Consider the following 13825-nt stretch of genomic DNA (forward strand, 5'->3'; position numbering starts at 1 on the left):
AGCTCCTACAGGGGAATGTGTACACCTGTAGGAGCTGCCGCAGGCTGCGATCTTTTGATCTTACATCTCCACCTGCGTCCCCAACTCAATCACCCGGTTCAACGGCAGATTGAAGAAGCGCAAATTGCCGTTGGCGTTCTGCAACATGAACGCGAACAACCCCTCGCGCCAGCGGGCCATGCCTTCGAGCTTGGAGGCGATGACCGTCTCGCGGCTGAGGAAGTACGTGGTGCGCATCGGGCTGAAATCCAGTTCATCGAGATGACAGAGTTTCAGCGCCTTCGGCACGTCAGGCTCGTCGGTGAAACCGAAATGCAGGATCACCCGGAAGAAGCCTTCGCCGTAGGATTCGACCTCGAAGCGCCGGCTCGCCGGCACGCGTGGAATATCCTCGTAGACAACGGTCAGCAGCACCACCTGCTCGTGCAGCACCTGGTTATGCAACAGGTTGTGCAACAGCGCGTGGGGCACGGCGTCCGGTCGCGCGGTGAGGAACACGGCCGTGCCCTGCACGCGATGCGGCGGTTGCACGGCGATGCTGCTGATGAAAATCTCCAGCGGCAAGCCACCCTCGTCGATACGCTCCACCAGCAATTGCTTGCCGCGTTTCCAGGTAGTCATCAACACGAACAGCGCAATACCGGCGATCACCGGGAACGCCCCGCCCTGAACGATTTTCGGCACATTGGCGGCGAAGTAAACCCCGTCCACCAGCAGGAAACCCAGCAGGATCGGCACCGCCAGCACCGGCGGCCACTTCCACAGCAGCAGTATCACCGCCGACACCAGGATACTGGTCATCAGCATGGTCCCGGTCACCGCCACGCCATAGGCCGAGGCCAGGGCACCAGAGGATTCGAAACCCAACACCAATAGCACCACGCCAACCATCAGCGCCCAGTTCACCGCGCCGATGTAGATCTGGCCCTGTTCGGCGCTGGAGGTGTGCTGGATGTGCATGCGCGGAATGTAGCCGAGCTGGATCGCCTGGCGGGTCAGGGAGAACGCCCCGGAAATCACCGCCTGTGAAGCGATCACCGTGGCCAGGGTCGACAGACCGACCAGCGGAATCAATGCCCAGCTCGGCGCCAGCAGATAGAACGGGTTGCGCGCGGCTTCCGGATCGCCCAGCAGTAGCGCCCCCTGGCCGAAGTAATTGAGCACCAGCGCCGGCAGCACAAGGATGAACCAGGCGCGGGCAATCGGCTTGCGGCCGAAGTGGCCCATGTCGGCATACAGCGCTTCGGCACCGGTCAGTGCCAGCACGACCGCGCCGAGGATCGCCACGCCCATGCCCGGGTGCACGACGAAGAAGCGCACGCCCCACGCCGGGTTCATCGCCTGCAACACTTCCGGGTGCTGGATGATCCCATGGACACCCAATGCCCCCAGCACCACAAACCAGGTGACCATGATCGGCCCGAACAGGATGCCGATGCGCGCAGTGCCGTGGCGCTGGATCAGGAACAACGCCACCAGCACGATCAACGACAGCGGCACCACCCAGTGGTCGATGCCGTCGAATGCCAGCCCCAGGCCTTCAATGGCCGACAGTACGGAAATCGCCGGGGTGATCATGCTGTCGCCATAGAACAGCGCCGCACCGATCAGTCCGCAGACCACCAGGATCGTGCGCAATTTCGCGTGCCCTGCTGCCGCCCGCCGGGCCAGCGCGGTCAAGGCCATGATCCCGCCTTCGCCCTGGTTATCGGCACGCAGGACAAACATCATGTACTTGATCGACACGACCCAGATCAGCGACCAGAAGATCAGCGCCAGAATCCCCAGCACGCCGTCATGGTTGACCGGTACGCCATAGTCCCCGGAAAAGACTTCCTTGAGGGTGTACAGCGGGCTCGTGCCGATATCGCCATAAACCACCCCGACCGCCGCGACCAGCATGCCAATAGGCTTGGCCGCCGTATGACCGGCACCCTCAGCCTGACTACTTGCCTGACCCATCCACCACTCCTACTACCCAGACCCGGGCTTCTGTGAAGAAGCACTATGCTTTGTCATGCAGCATGCGCTGTTTTACTTGCTGTTACAGACGTTTTGTTGACTGTAAAAAATCGGTAAAGCCCAACGGCGCGAAGCATAGCGCAGCACTCGTCGTATTTCCCTGCATAAAGCTGGTCAAGTGAACGTCTCATCGCTAGAATTGCGCACTTTTTGATCAGAGGCGCAGTTCAAGCGCCCGTCCGTCGGTTTTGCCCAACCCGGCAAGCGGCGTCACAAAACACCGAGGTTAGACATGTCCACCACTCCTGCGCCGGCCAATCCAAAGGTTGGCTTCGTATCACTGGGTTGCCCGAAAGCACTGGTCGACTCCGAGCGCATCCTCACCCAGCTGCGCATGGAAGGCTATGACGTGGTGTCAACCTATCAGGACGCCGATGTCGTGGTGGTCAACACCTGCGGCTTCATCGATTCGGCCAAGGCCGAGTCCCTGGAAGTGATCGGCGAAGCCATCAAGGAAAACGGCAAGGTCATCGTGACCGGCTGCATGGGCGTCGAAGAAGGCAACATCCGCAACGTGCACCCGAGCGTGCTGGCGGTGACCGGCCCGCAGCAGTACGAGCAGGTGGTCAACGCCGTGCACGAAGTCGTGCCGCCGCGTCAGGATCACAACCCGCTGATCGACCTGGTGCCGCCGCAAGGCATCAAGCTGACCCCGCGCCACTACGCCTACCTGAAGATTTCCGAAGGCTGCAACCACAGCTGCAGCTTCTGCATCATCCCGTCGATGCGTGGCAAGCTGGTCAGCCGTCCGGTCGGTGACGTGCTCGACGAGGCACAGCGCCTGGTCAAGTCCGGCGTCAAGGAACTGCTGGTCATCTCCCAGGACACCAGCGCCTACGGCGTCGACGTGAAGTACCGCACCGGATTCTGGAACGGCGCGCCGGTGAAAACCCGCATGACCGAACTCTGCGAAGCCCTCAGCACCCTCGGTGTCTGGGTGCGCCTGCACTACGTCTACCCGTACCCGCACGTCGACGAGCTGATCCCGTTGATGGCGGCCGGCAAGATCCTGCCGTACCTGGACATCCCGTTCCAGCACGCCAGCCCGAAAGTCCTCAAGTCGATGAAACGCCCGGCGTTCGAAGACAAGACCCTGGCGCGGATCAAGAACTGGCGCGAAATCTGCCCGGACCTGATCATCCGTTCGACCTTCATCGTCGGCTTCCCCGGCGAGACCGAAGAAGACTTCCAGTACCTGCTGAACTGGCTGACCGAAGCCCAGCTCGACCGCGTCGGCTGCTTCCAGTACTCGCCGGTAGAAGGCGCACCGGCCAACGATCTGGACCTGGAAGTCGTGCCGGACGACGTCAAGCAGGACCGTTGGGAGCGCTTCATGGCGCACCAGCAGGCCATCAGCTCGGCGCGCCTGCAAATGCGCATCGGCCGTGAAATCGAAGTGCTGGTCGATGAAGTCGACGAGCAAGGCGCGGTCGGCCGCTGCTTCTTCGATGCCCCGGAGATCGACGGCAACGTGTTCATCGACAACGGCAGCAACCTGAAGCCAGGCGACAAGGTCTGGTGCAAAGTGACCGACGCCGACGAATACGACCTGTGGGCTGAACAGATCTAAACGCAAAAAATACGGAAAGCCCTGCTCTCTTGAGAGATGCGGGGCTTTTTTACGGCTATCGTTTGGTGAGGAACGGATTCTCATCTCCAACAACCCAAGGGGCAGGCTGGCATGCGCCAACATTCGGTCATTCACACACCGAAACAAAGCGACTACGAAGAATTGACCAGGGTCTGGGAGGCCTCGGTCCGCGCCACCCACGACTTTCTGCCGGACAGCTATATCGAACTGTTGAAGAACCTGGTGCTGACCCGCTACCTCGACGCGGTGATGCTGATCTGCACCAAGGACTCGCAGCAACGAATTACCGGATTCGCCGGAGTCGCGGCGGGCAAGATCGAGATGCTTTTCATCGACCCGGCGCATCGCGGCCAGGGTCTGGGCAAACGGTTACTGCGTTATGCCCTGGAAAACCTCAACGCCGATCAACTGGACGTCAACGAACAGAACCCGCAAGCCCTGGGGTTTTACTTCAAGCAGGGCTTCGAGGTCATCGGTCGTTCGGAGGTCGATGGCATGGGGCAGCCTTATCCGTTGTTGCATATGCGTTTGCGGCAGGCTCAACAGCTGACGCGCAACGGCTGACACAACACAGCTCCTACAAAAAAACGCATGGTACAAATGGAATCGCGATTAACCGGCGCCACGCAGGTACAATGCCCACCCCTTTTTTGTTACGGCCCTGTCATGACTGACCCGATTCGACTCTCCAAACGCCTCATCGAACTCGTCGGCTGTTCCCGTCGGGAGGCTGAGCTGTTCATCGAGGGCGGCTGGGTCACCGTCGACGGCGAAGTCGTCGACGAGCCGCAGTTCAAGGTCGGCACCCAGAAAGTCGAGCTCGACAAGGACGCCAAGGCCACCGCGCCGGAGCCGGTGACCATCCTGCTCAACGTGCCCGCGGGCATGGACGCGGACAGCGCCATGGCGACCATCAGCGCCGAAACCCTGAGCGAAGAGCATCGCTACGGCAAGCGCCCGCTCAAGGGCCACTTCCAGCGCCTGACCGCCAGCACCGACCTGCAGGCCAATGCCAGCGGTTTGCTGGTGTTCACCCAGGACTGGAAGATCCTGCGCAAGCTCACCGCCGACTCCAGCAAGATCGAGCAGGAATATGTGGTGGAGGTTGAAGGCGAGATGGTTGCACACGGCCTCAACCGCCTGAACCACGGCCTGACTTACAAGGGCAAGGAACTGCCGCCGGTCAAGGCCAGCTGGCAGAACGAAAACCGCCTGCGCTTCGCCATGAAGAACCCGCAACCGGGCGTGATCGCCCTGTTCTGCCAGGCCGTCGGCCTGAAGGTCGTGGGCATCCGCCGCATCCGCATCGGCGGCGTGTCCATCGGCAAGGTGCCCTTGGGGCAATGGCGCTACCTGTCCGGCAAAGAGAAGTTCTAAGGCCTCTCACGCCGCCACACATTCTGGCGCCGCGGCTTGTGCGGCGCCCACTGCTGAATATCAGGATTGCACACCATGATTCATAACGACGTACTGCGCAGCGTGCGCTACATGCTCGACATCAGCGACAAGAAAGTCATCGAGATCATCAAGCTCGGCGGCATGGACGTGACCCTGGCCGACCTGCTGACCTACCTCGACAAGAAAGAGGAAGACGAGGAAGGCTTCGTACGCTGCCCGGACGAAGTCATGGCGCATTTCCTCGACGGCCTGGTGATCTTCAAGCGCGGCAAGGACGAAAGCCGTCCACCGCAGCCCATCGAAGTGCCGGTGACCAACAACATCATCCTGAAAAAGCTGCGCGTGGCCTTCGAACTGAAAGAAGACGACATGCACGCGATCCTCAAGGCCGCCGAGTTCCCTGTGTCCAAGCCTGAGCTGAGCGCGCTGTTCCGCAAGTTCGGCCACACCAACTACCGCCCGTGCGGCGACCAGTTGCTGCGCAACTTCCTCAAGGGCCTGACCCTGCGCGTGCGCCCGCAATAACCCCCAAGGCTGATTGCAACCCCTTGTAGGAGCTGGCTTGCCAGCGAAGGCGGCTGATTGATCGCCGCAAGGCTCTCGGGCCTCTTCGCTGGCAAGCCAGCTCCTACAAGGGCCGACGCCGTATGACCCCTCATTCCGCGCAAAAATAATGGCTCCGCTGACCGCGACTGACGACTAGGGTGTAATGACCTTCAGCCCTCAGGATTCGCCATGCATCCCTACTTCTCCCTGCAAGGCCGCACCGCACTGGTGACCGGCGGCACCCGTGGCATCGGCAAAATGATCGCCAAGGCCTATGTCGAGGCTGGCGCTACCGTCTACGTTTGTGCCCGTGATGTCGAAGCCTGCCGGCAAACCGCCGACGAGCTCGGTGCGCTCGGACGCTGTCACGCGGTGGCCGCCAACCTGGCCACGGAAGAAGGCGTGCAGCAACTGGCCACGCGCCTGGGCGAGCAGATGACCCACCTCGATATCCTGGTCAACAACGCCGGGACCACCTGGGGGGCACCCTTGGAGAGCTACCCGATCAAGGGCTGGGAAAAGGTCATGCAACTGAACGTGACGTCAGTATTCAACTGCATCCAGCAATTTCTGCCGCTGTTACGCAAGGCGGGTTCGCCTGCGAACCCGGCACGGATCATCAATATCGGTTCAGTCGCCGGGATTTCATCCTTTGGCGAACAGGCGTATGCCTACGGGCCGAGCAAAGCGGCCTTGCATCAACTGTCGCGGATCCTGGCGCGGGAACTGGTGAGCCAGCACATCAACGTAAACGTGATCGCACCGGGGCGCTTTCCGAGCAAAATGACCCAGCATATCGGCAATGATGAGCAGGCATTGGCGCAGGACACCGCGTTGATCCCGATGAAGCGCTGGGGCCGTGAGGAAGAGATGGCGGCGTTGGCCATCAGTCTTGCGAGTACGGCTGGGGCCTACATGACCGGCAACATCATTCCGCTGGATGGTGGGTTCAGCCTCTGAAATCGGCGTTACGGCCTTCGCGAGCAAGCCCGCTCCCACACTGATCTCCTGTGTACCCTATATCAAATGTGGGAGCGGGCTTGCTCGCGAAGGGGCCGGCACAGGCACAACTGAATGCTGGTCGAACGGGTTATCATGCGCGCCTTAATTCTGCCTCGACCCCAAACCATGACCTACAGCGTTTCCCCCATCGGCTTCGTGCGCTCCTGCTTCAAGGAGAAATTCGCCATTCCACGCCAGCCGCAACTGGCCCCGGCCGCCCGTGGCGTACTGGAACTGGTGGCACCGTTCGATCAAGGGGACGCGGTACAGGGCTTGGAGCAGGTCAGCCACGTTTGGCTGCTGTTCCTGTTCCATCAGGCCCTGGTGGAAAAGCCACGACTCAAAGTCCGCCCTCCGCGCCTGGGCGGCAACAAATCCATGGGGGTGTTCGCCACGCGCGCCACCCACCGGCCCAATGGCATTGGCCAGTCCGTGGTCAAGCTGGACAAGGTCGAAGCTGATCGCCTGTGGATATCCGGGATCGATCTGCTGGATGGCACACCGATCCTCGATATCAAACCCTACGTGCCATATGCAGACATCATCGACACAGCCAGCAACAGTATCGCCAGCGCTGCGCCGTCGCTTATCGCCGTGCAGTGGACGGACTCGGCCCTGCAACAGGCTCACGGGCATGCTCAGCGCCTTGCAGAGCCCTTGGTTGAGCTGATTGAGCAATGCCTGGCGCAAGATCCGCGTCCGGCGTACCAGACGCCTGCGCCGGAACGGGAATATGGTGCGCAGTTCTGGGATGTGGATGTGCGCTGGCACTATCCGAGTCCGGAGCTGATCCGGGTCCTTGAAATCATTCCCGCAAAAGCCTGAACGCCGCAAACAACTGTGGGAGCGAGCCTGCTCGCGATTGCGGTGTGACAGCCAACATTAATGTCGACTGACACCCCCATCGCGAGCAGGCTCGCTCCCACAGGTAAAACAAAAGCGGTTGCTGGTGCTTATTTCTCTACGAATGCACGTTCGATCAGGTAATCACCCGGCTCGCGCATCCGCGGCGAAACCTTCAGGCCGAAGCTGTTCAACACTTCGCTGGTCTCGTCGAGCATGCTCGGGCTGCCGCACAGCATGGCGCGGTCGTCCTGCGGGTTGATCGGTGGCAGGCCGATGTCGCTGAACAGCTTGCCGCTGCGCATCAGGTCGGTCAGGCGACCTTCGTTCTCGAACGGCTCGCGGGTCACGGTCGGGTAGTAGATCAACTTGTCACGCAGCGCGTCGCCGAAGAACTCGTTCTGCGGCAGGTGCTCGGTGATGAATTCGCGGTAGGCGACTTCATTGACGTAACGTACGCCGTGGCACAGGATCACTTTTTCGAAACGCTCGTAGGTTTCCGGGTCCTGGATGACGCTCATGAACGGCGCCAGACCGGTACCGGTGCTGAGCAGGTACAAATGTTTGCCAGGCTTCAAGTCATCCAGCACCAGCGTGCCGGTAGGCTTCTTGCTGATGATGATCTCGTCGCCTTCCTTCAGATGCTGCAGCTGGGAAGTCAGCGGACCATCAGGCACCTTGATGCTGAAGAACTCGAGATGCTCTTCCCAGTTCGGGCTGGCGATCGAGTAAGCGCGCATAAGCGGGCGGCCATTGGGCTGTTGCAGGCCGATCATCACGAACTGACCGTTCTCGAAGCGCAGGCCCGGATCACGGGTGCACTTGAAGCTGAACAGAGTGTCGTTCCAGTGATGAACACTGAGGACACGCTCGTGGTTCATGTTGCTCATGTACGGGGACTCCTGGAGATTGGGTCTGCGCTTGCTCTTTCAGGAAGAGACCGGCGGTGCGCAATTGCATCGCATTCTAATAGCGCCGACAATATCTGTTAACTGGATTATTAAGATAAGGGTTATCGGTTATATCGATATGCGATTTACTCTCCGTCAACTTCAAGTGTTCGTCGCCGTCGCCCAGCAGGAAAGCGTCTCCCGTGCTGCGGGCCTGCTCAACCTCTCGCAGTCGGCGGCGAGCACGTCGATCACCGAGCTGGAGCGCCAGTGCAGCTGCCAGCTGTTCGATCGCGCCGGTAAACGCCTGAGCCTCAACGCCCTGGGTAAACAGCTGCTGCCCCAGGCGGTCGCCCTGCTCGACCAGGCCAAGGAAATCGAAGACCTGCTCAATGGCAAGTCGGGTTTCGGCTCATTGGCGGTGGGCGCAACCCTGACCATTGGCAACTACCTTGCGACCCTGTTGATCGGCGGTTTCATGCAGCGCCACCCGGAAAGCCAGGTAAAGCTGCATGTGCAGAACACCGCCAACATTGTGCAACAGGTCGCCCACTACGAAATTGACTTGGGTCTGATCGAAGGCGATTGCAGCCACCCGGACATCGAAGTGCAAAGCTGGGTCGAAGATGAGCTGGTGGTCTTTTGCGCGCCACAGCACCCGCTGGCCAAACGCGGCACCGCGACCATGGAGGAACTGAGCCATGAAGCCTGGATCTTGCGTGAACAAGGTTCAGGCACGCGCCTGACCTTCGACCAGGCCATGCGCCATCACCGTAGCGCGCTGAACATCCGCCTGGAGCTGGAACACACCGAGGCCATCAAACGCGCCGTGGAGTCCGGCCTGGGGATAGGCTGCATCTCGCGGCTGGCGCTGCGGGATGCGTTCCGTCGCGGCAGCCTGGTCGCGGTGGAGACCCCGGACCTGGACCTGGCGCGACAGTTCTATTTCATCTGGCACAAGCAGAAGTACCAGACCTCGGCGATGCGTGAATTCCTCGACCTGTGCCGCGCGTTCACCGCCGGGGTGCAGCGCAGCGACGAGATCGTCCTGCCAGCGATCGCTTAAAGCAGGATCACCGCCCAGACCAGCGCAATCATGGTCAAGGCGACGAATTGCGCGGCACTGCCCATGTCCTTGGCGTTTTTCGACAACGGGTGCAATTCAAGGGAAATGCGGTCGATGGCCGCTTCCACAGCCGAATTGAGCAACTCGACGATCAGCGCCAGCAGGCAGACCGCAATCAGCAACGCCTGCTCGACACGACTCACGTTCAAGAAGAACGACAGCGGGATCAGGATGACGTTGAGCAACACCAGTTGCCGAAAAGCCGCCTCGCCGGTGAAGGCTGCGCGCAGGCCGTCCAGCGAGTAGCCGGAAGCATTGAGGATACGTTTCAGGCCGGTCTGGCCTTTGAAAGGTGACATAGAGTAGGAACTGACCAAAAAAGGGAGTGGGAAAGCTAGATTAACCAAAGTCAAAAAAGCGTGAAGGTGCCAGCGCTTAATGGCTTGAAATTGACTCAAGTTGTTGCAGCAGCAGCGCCGCCTGGGTGCGGGTGCGCACATTCAGCTTACGAAATATTGCGGTGACGTGGGCCTTGATGGTCGCTTCGGACACACTCAGTTCGTAGGCAATCTGCTTGTTCAGCAACCCTTCGCAGACCATGGTCAGCACCCGGAACTGTTGCGGCGTCAAGCTGGCAAGGCCTTCGCTCGCCGCCTTGGCTTCATCTGAAACGCTGACGGCTTCGAACGCCTGCGGTGGCCAGAACACATCGCCATCGAGCACCGCGCGCACGGCTTTCTGGATGACACTCAGGTCGCTGGACTTGGGGATGAAACCGCTTGCACCAAATTCCCGGGATTTCACCATGATCGTCGCTTCTTCCTGGGCCGAGACCATGACCACAGGAATTTGCGGATACTGGCCGCGCAACAGCACCAACCCGGAAAAACCGTACGCACCCGGCATGTTCAGATCCAGCAGCACCAGGTCCCAGTCAGCCTTTTCGGTCAGGCGGGTCTCCAGCTCGGCAATGCTCGCCACTTCCACCAGGCGCACATCCGGGCCCAGGCCCAGGGTCAGCGCTTGATGCAGGGCGGAACGAAAAAGCGGATGGTCATCGGCAATCAGGATTTCGTATGTGGCCATTTTTCAAATGATCCTGTTTTTCATGGGACGCCCGATGCATTCGGGCATCGCCAAAACAACTCGAGGTAACAGCCACGGAGCTGCACCAACAGGGCACGTTCAACGCAAAAAACGGCGTTTCAAACTCTGGCCGCACCCTAATCGGCGCCAAGCATGCCCAGCGAAACCGGGGTGGTCAAGCGACATGGCCGGCACACTTTATTGCAGCATCGGCGACAATCAGTCCATCAATACCACTGCTGGCTGAACATAGGCCATCAACTCGGTGTGCGCCGGGGTCGAAACATTCATTTCCAGCTGACGCTTGGCGTCGAGGTAATGCTGGCTGAACACATCGAAATAGGCATCGAGTGCCGATGCCGCCTCTCCATCGCCCGCCAGATCGAGACACAAAGCCGCGACTTCCGCGGTGCACAGGTGTTCGCTGCGGGTGGAACGGCGCAATTGATAGCGCGAGAGCTTCTCGGGCAACAGGCTAAGGATCGGCAGCGCGTCGAAATAAGGGCTCTTGCGGAAAATCTTGCGGGCTTCGGTCCAGGTCGCGTCCAGCAAGATGAACAGCGGTCGCCGGGTGTCATCGACTGCCACGCTGTGAGTCACCCGCTCAGGCGCGACATATTCACCCGGGAACACCAGATAAGGCTGCCATTGCGGGTCGGACAGCAACGCCAGCAACTGTTGATCGACCTCGGTACGCGACCAGATGAAGGCATGGTTGTCACGCACCACATCGGCAATCAGCCAGCCGGTGTTGCTGGGTTTGAACACTTCCTTGCCGGTCATGATCAGGCACACTCCGGAGCGGGTCTCGACCTGCGGACGCCAGGCGCACAGGCAGTGACTCTCGATCACGCGGCACGCGCGGCAGCGAGTCGCCCGCCAGCCACGGGCCTGGATCGGCTTGATGCCTTCCTCTTCGCGCTGGTCGCGCAGACGGGCTACGGCGTTGGGGGCATGGTTCATCGCAGGCCACGGCAGAAAAAAGAGATCGACACGAAAAGCACTCGCAGGGTGAAAGTGCAGGCAGTTTACCAGACCCACCAGAGCAAACCTGTACCGTCCAGGCCCGCTCCCCTATAATTCGCCGCCACTGAACGCACAGTCATGTGATGGGTCAAACCCCCATCACTGCCCCAGGAGAGTTTCATGCTGCGCCTTATCGTTCCCACCGCTGCCATTCTGCTGGCGTCGTCCTTCAACGCTCAGGCTGCGTCCTTGAGTGAGCAGAATCTGAACAGAGAGCTGCGCAACGTCGCCACGCAAAGCAGCGTCGGCACTCCACGGGCGATCAATGAAGACATTCTCGATCAGGGCTACACGGTCGAGGGCAATACGCTCATCAACCACCTGAGCGTGCAAAGCAGTCACGCCAACAAGATGCGCGCCGACCCCAAGGCGGTGTACTTCCAGCTTGGCGCCTCGGTCTGCAACAACCCGTCCTTCCGCAAGCTGATGGCCAAGGGCGCGGTCATGCGTTACGACTTCACCGAGGTCAAGACCAACCGTGCGGTGGGCTCTGCCAGCTATCAGGAATCGGATTGCCCGAAAGCGACCCAGAAGAAAAAGTAAGTCAGTGGGATTTTGCGCGCCGCTGTTCATCCTCGGCGCGCAGTTCCGCCACCAGCGCTTGCAAATAGCGTGAACGCCGCTCCGCGCCCATAAGACGCCGGCAGCACTCCTCCTCGAGACTCAAATGATTGATCTCGGCTGATGACTTCAGCAATCGATACAGTTGCGTATCGATCTCCAGAATGACCCTGGCCATGGCTTACCGGCTCCCTGCGCTTCGCTCGTAATGAGCGAAAAATCCTTTAACCGCTTGTACCTTGCGCCCTGCCCTTGACGCCAAGTTGTCGTGTAGTACCTGTAACTTAGTAAATCAGAGCTCAGCATACTCGGGGCGGGTTCAGACGAGCGGTGAAACCACCTCGCAAATCGTCAATAAACGGTTGCCAGGAAAGACTTTGCGGCGCAATGATCAAGGCAGCACGAATCATCGCGAGGGTCTAGATTTCAGGTATCCACGTTCATTTGTCAGGGCATGAAAAGGTGCCGCCCGTTACACCTTGCGCTGTGCGAACGTTTCTTTCATCCAAGGGAAAAACAGAGCCGGTATGGATGACTCGATCACCGGTCGGGTCAAGTGGATCGCCCAGGCATGGGCCTGGGCAGACAGCGCCACATGAAGTGGCGTGGCGTCGACGCTGAAGGGTCGACGCCGATGGCTCTGTGCAGAAGGAGAAGTTGAATGCCTTACCAACCGAATGACCTCCTGAGCCGTCATTTTCAAGAAAGCGGCCACGACCTCATCAGCAAGGTCGAAGAACAGCTCAACCTGGTTTCACCCAATAGCCCGAACATCCCGATCTACCGCGACATGATCCTGACTGTGCTGCGCATGGCCCAGGAAGACCACAACCGCTGGAATGCCAAGATAACCCTGCAGGCCCTGCGCGAACTCGAGCACGCGTTCCGGGTGCTGGAGCAGTTCAAGGGGCGACGCAAGGTCACTGTTTTCGGCTCAGCACGCACGCCAGTGGAACACCCCTTGTATGGCCTCGCCCGGGAACTCGGTGCCGCCCTGGCGCGCTCGGACATGATGGTCATCACGGGTGCGGGAGGCGGCATCATGGCCGCGGCCCACGAAGGGGCTGGCCTTGAGCACAGCCTGGGATTCAACATCACCCTGCCCTTCGAGCAACATGCCAACCCCACCGTCCAGGGCACGACCAACCTGCTGCCCTTCCATTTTTTCTTCACGCGCAAGCTGTTCTTCGTCAAGGAAGCGGATGCCCTGGTGTTGTGCCCGGGTGGTTTCGGCACCCTGGACGAAGCGCTGGAAGTCCTGACGCTGATCCAGACAGGTAAAAGCCCATTGGTGCCCGTGGTACTGCTGGACGCGCCGGGCGGCAAATTCTGGCAGGGCGCGCTGGACTTCATCCGCCAGCAACTGGAGGAAAACCACTACATCCTGCCCGCCGACATGAAGCTGGTAAAGCTGGTCTACAGTGCCGAAGAAGCGGTGGAGCAGATCAACCAGTTCTACAGCAATTACCACTCCAGCCGCTGGCTCAAGCATCAGTTCGTGATTCGCATGAACCACAAGCTCAGTGACCAGGCACTGGAACACATGCAGGAGGCATTCGCCGACCTGTGCCTGAGCGATCAATTCCATCAACATGCCTACAACGGCGAAGAGCACGATGAAGCACAGTTCAGTCACCTGGCGCGACTGGCCTTCACCTTCACCGCCCGTAATCAAGGCCGACTGCGCGAGCTGGTGGATTACATCAACCTGGCGGAAAACTGGGCACAAAACCAACCAACAGTGCAGCCGCGTACGCGAGAGTCAGTAAAGGTCATGTGAGGCAAAAAAAACGG

At 60.0% G+C, this 13825-nt stretch carries 15 protein-coding genes; 9 read left to right on the plus strand and 6 right to left on the minus strand.

What is annotated here, in order from left to right:
* Positions 1–60 precede the first annotated feature (60 nt).
* Positions 61–1962, minus strand: coding sequence for a potassium transporter Kup (locus SOP85_RS25585; RefSeq protein WP_323628648.1), 1902 nt, complete (start codon positions 1960–1962; stop codon positions 61–63).
* 292 nt (positions 1963–2254) lie between these two features.
* Between SOP85_RS25585 and rimO the strand changes: the two genes are divergently transcribed.
* From rimO to tsaA, 6 genes are all read left to right on the plus strand, one after another.
* Positions 2255–3592, plus strand: coding sequence for a 30S ribosomal protein S12 methylthiotransferase RimO (rimO, locus tag SOP85_RS25590; RefSeq protein ID WP_008052161.1), 1338 nt, complete (start codon positions 2255–2257; stop codon positions 3590–3592).
* A 111-nt stretch (positions 3593–3703) separates the two neighbouring features.
* Positions 3704–4177 (plus strand): acetyltransferase, encoded by a 474-nt coding sequence (locus SOP85_RS25595; RefSeq protein WP_274073318.1) that lies wholly within the window; start codon positions 3704–3706, stop codon positions 4175–4177.
* A 102-nt stretch (positions 4178–4279) separates the two neighbouring features.
* The gene (locus SOP85_RS25600; RefSeq protein ID WP_274073317.1) at positions 4280–4990 is read left to right on the plus strand and encodes an rRNA pseudouridine synthase; all 711 of its coding nucleotides are present in this window, start codon (positions 4280–4282) and stop codon (positions 4988–4990) included.
* A 75-nt stretch (positions 4991–5065) separates the two neighbouring features.
* The gene (locus SOP85_RS25605) at positions 5066–5536 is read left to right on the plus strand and encodes a DUF1456 family protein (protein WP_103394455.1); all 471 of its coding nucleotides are present in this window, start codon (positions 5066–5068) and stop codon (positions 5534–5536) included.
* Positions 5537–5746: 210 nt separating this feature from the next.
* Positions 5747–6517: an SDR family oxidoreductase gene (locus SOP85_RS25610; protein WP_274073316.1), complete on the plus strand. Its 771-nt coding sequence runs from the start codon at positions 5747–5749 to the stop codon at positions 6515–6517.
* Positions 6518–6685: 168 nt separating this feature from the next.
* On the plus strand, positions 6686–7384 hold the full coding sequence (gene tsaA, locus SOP85_RS25615; protein ID WP_323628650.1) for a tRNA (N6-threonylcarbamoyladenosine(37)-N6)-methyltransferase TrmO: 699 nt from the start codon (positions 6686–6688) through the stop codon (positions 7382–7384).
* A 128-nt stretch (positions 7385–7512) separates the two neighbouring features.
* Here the strand turns inward: tsaA and fpr are convergent, their stop codons facing one another.
* Complete coding sequence (gene fpr, locus SOP85_RS25620; protein ID WP_008054100.1) at positions 7513–8292, minus strand: ferredoxin-NADP reductase; 780 nt, start codon at positions 8290–8292, stop codon at positions 7513–7515.
* Between the two features lie 139 nt (positions 8293–8431).
* On the opposite strand from fpr, the gene SOP85_RS25625 reads away from it, so the two are divergent.
* The gene (locus SOP85_RS25625; RefSeq protein ID WP_274073314.1) at positions 8432–9358 is read left to right on the plus strand and encodes a LysR family transcriptional regulator; all 927 of its coding nucleotides are present in this window, start codon (positions 8432–8434) and stop codon (positions 9356–9358) included.
* Here SOP85_RS25625 and SOP85_RS25630 read toward each other — a convergent pair.
* The 3 genes from SOP85_RS25630 to SOP85_RS25640 form a co-directional block, all read right to left on the minus strand.
* A complete protein-coding gene (locus SOP85_RS25630; RefSeq protein WP_034149863.1) occupies positions 9355–9717 on the minus strand; it encodes a diacylglycerol kinase in 363 nt (120 codons plus the stop codon). The two genes, SOP85_RS25625 and SOP85_RS25630, sit on opposite strands and share 4 nt — an antisense overlap.
* A gap of 76 nt (positions 9718–9793) precedes the next feature.
* On the minus strand, positions 9794–10444 hold the full coding sequence (erdR, locus tag SOP85_RS25635) for a response regulator transcription factor ErdR (protein ID WP_034149864.1): 651 nt from the start codon (positions 10442–10444) through the stop codon (positions 9794–9796).
* A 219-nt stretch (positions 10445–10663) separates the two neighbouring features.
* Positions 10664–11407 (minus strand): tRNA-uridine aminocarboxypropyltransferase, encoded by a 744-nt coding sequence (locus SOP85_RS25640; RefSeq protein WP_274073313.1) that lies wholly within the window; start codon positions 11405–11407, stop codon positions 10664–10666.
* Between the two features lie 183 nt (positions 11408–11590).
* On the opposite strand from SOP85_RS25640, the gene SOP85_RS25645 reads away from it, so the two are divergent.
* The gene (locus SOP85_RS25645) at positions 11591–12013 is read left to right on the plus strand and encodes a PA3611 family quorum-sensing-regulated virulence factor (protein ID WP_274073312.1); all 423 of its coding nucleotides are present in this window, start codon (positions 11591–11593) and stop codon (positions 12011–12013) included.
* A gap of 1 nt (position 12014) precedes the next feature.
* On the opposite strand, the gene SOP85_RS25650 is transcribed toward SOP85_RS25645, so the two are convergent.
* Complete coding sequence (locus SOP85_RS25650; protein ID WP_180203236.1) at positions 12015–12209, minus strand: hypothetical protein; 195 nt, start codon at positions 12207–12209, stop codon at positions 12015–12017.
* Positions 12210–12692: 483 nt separating this feature from the next.
* Between SOP85_RS25650 and SOP85_RS25655 the strand changes: the two genes are divergently transcribed.
* Positions 12693–13811: a TIGR00730 family Rossman fold protein gene (locus tag SOP85_RS25655; RefSeq protein WP_323628652.1), complete on the plus strand. Its 1119-nt coding sequence runs from the start codon at positions 12693–12695 to the stop codon at positions 13809–13811.
* The last annotated feature ends 14 nt before the right edge of the window (positions 13812–13825 follow it).

The organism is Pseudomonas sp. YuFO20, from assembly GCF_035064975.1.
Classification (GTDB): domain Bacteria; phylum Pseudomonadota; class Gammaproteobacteria; order Pseudomonadales; family Pseudomonadaceae; genus Aquipseudomonas; species Aquipseudomonas putida_AE.

Coding starts and splice junctions, on each gene's coding strand:
- SOP85_RS25585 (WP_323628648.1), bottom strand. CDS start 1,962: ATGGGTCAGGCAAGTAGTCAGGCTGAGGGTGCCGGTCATACGGCGGCC.
- rimO (WP_008052161.1), top strand. CDS start 2,255: ATGTCCACCACTCCTGCGCCGGCCAATCCAAAGGTTGGCTTCGTATCA.
- SOP85_RS25595 (WP_274073318.1), top strand. CDS start 3,704: ATGCGCCAACATTCGGTCATTCACACACCGAAACAAAGCGACTACGAA.
- SOP85_RS25600 (WP_274073317.1), top strand. CDS start 4,280: ATGACTGACCCGATTCGACTCTCCAAACGCCTCATCGAACTCGTCGGC.
- SOP85_RS25605 (WP_103394455.1), top strand. CDS start 5,066: ATGATTCATAACGACGTACTGCGCAGCGTGCGCTACATGCTCGACATC.
- SOP85_RS25610 (WP_274073316.1), top strand. CDS start 5,747: ATGCATCCCTACTTCTCCCTGCAAGGCCGCACCGCACTGGTGACCGGC.
- tsaA (WP_323628650.1), top strand. CDS start 6,686: ATGACCTACAGCGTTTCCCCCATCGGCTTCGTGCGCTCCTGCTTCAAG.
- fpr (WP_008054100.1), bottom strand. CDS start 8,292: ATGAGCAACATGAACCACGAGCGTGTCCTCAGTGTTCATCACTGGAAC.
- SOP85_RS25625 (WP_274073314.1), top strand. CDS start 8,432: ATGCGATTTACTCTCCGTCAACTTCAAGTGTTCGTCGCCGTCGCCCAG.
- SOP85_RS25630 (WP_034149863.1), bottom strand. CDS start 9,717: ATGTCACCTTTCAAAGGCCAGACCGGCCTGAAACGTATCCTCAATGCT.
- erdR (WP_034149864.1), bottom strand. CDS start 10,444: ATGGCCACATACGAAATCCTGATTGCCGATGACCATCCGCTTTTTCGT.
- SOP85_RS25640 (WP_274073313.1), bottom strand. CDS start 11,407: ATGAACCATGCCCCCAACGCCGTAGCCCGTCTGCGCGACCAGCGCGAA.
- SOP85_RS25645 (WP_274073312.1), top strand. CDS start 11,591: ATGCTGCGCCTTATCGTTCCCACCGCTGCCATTCTGCTGGCGTCGTCC.
- SOP85_RS25650 (WP_180203236.1), bottom strand. CDS start 12,209: ATGGCCAGGGTCATTCTGGAGATCGATACGCAACTGTATCGATTGCTG.
- SOP85_RS25655 (WP_323628652.1), top strand. CDS start 12,693: ATGCCTTACCAACCGAATGACCTCCTGAGCCGTCATTTTCAAGAAAGC.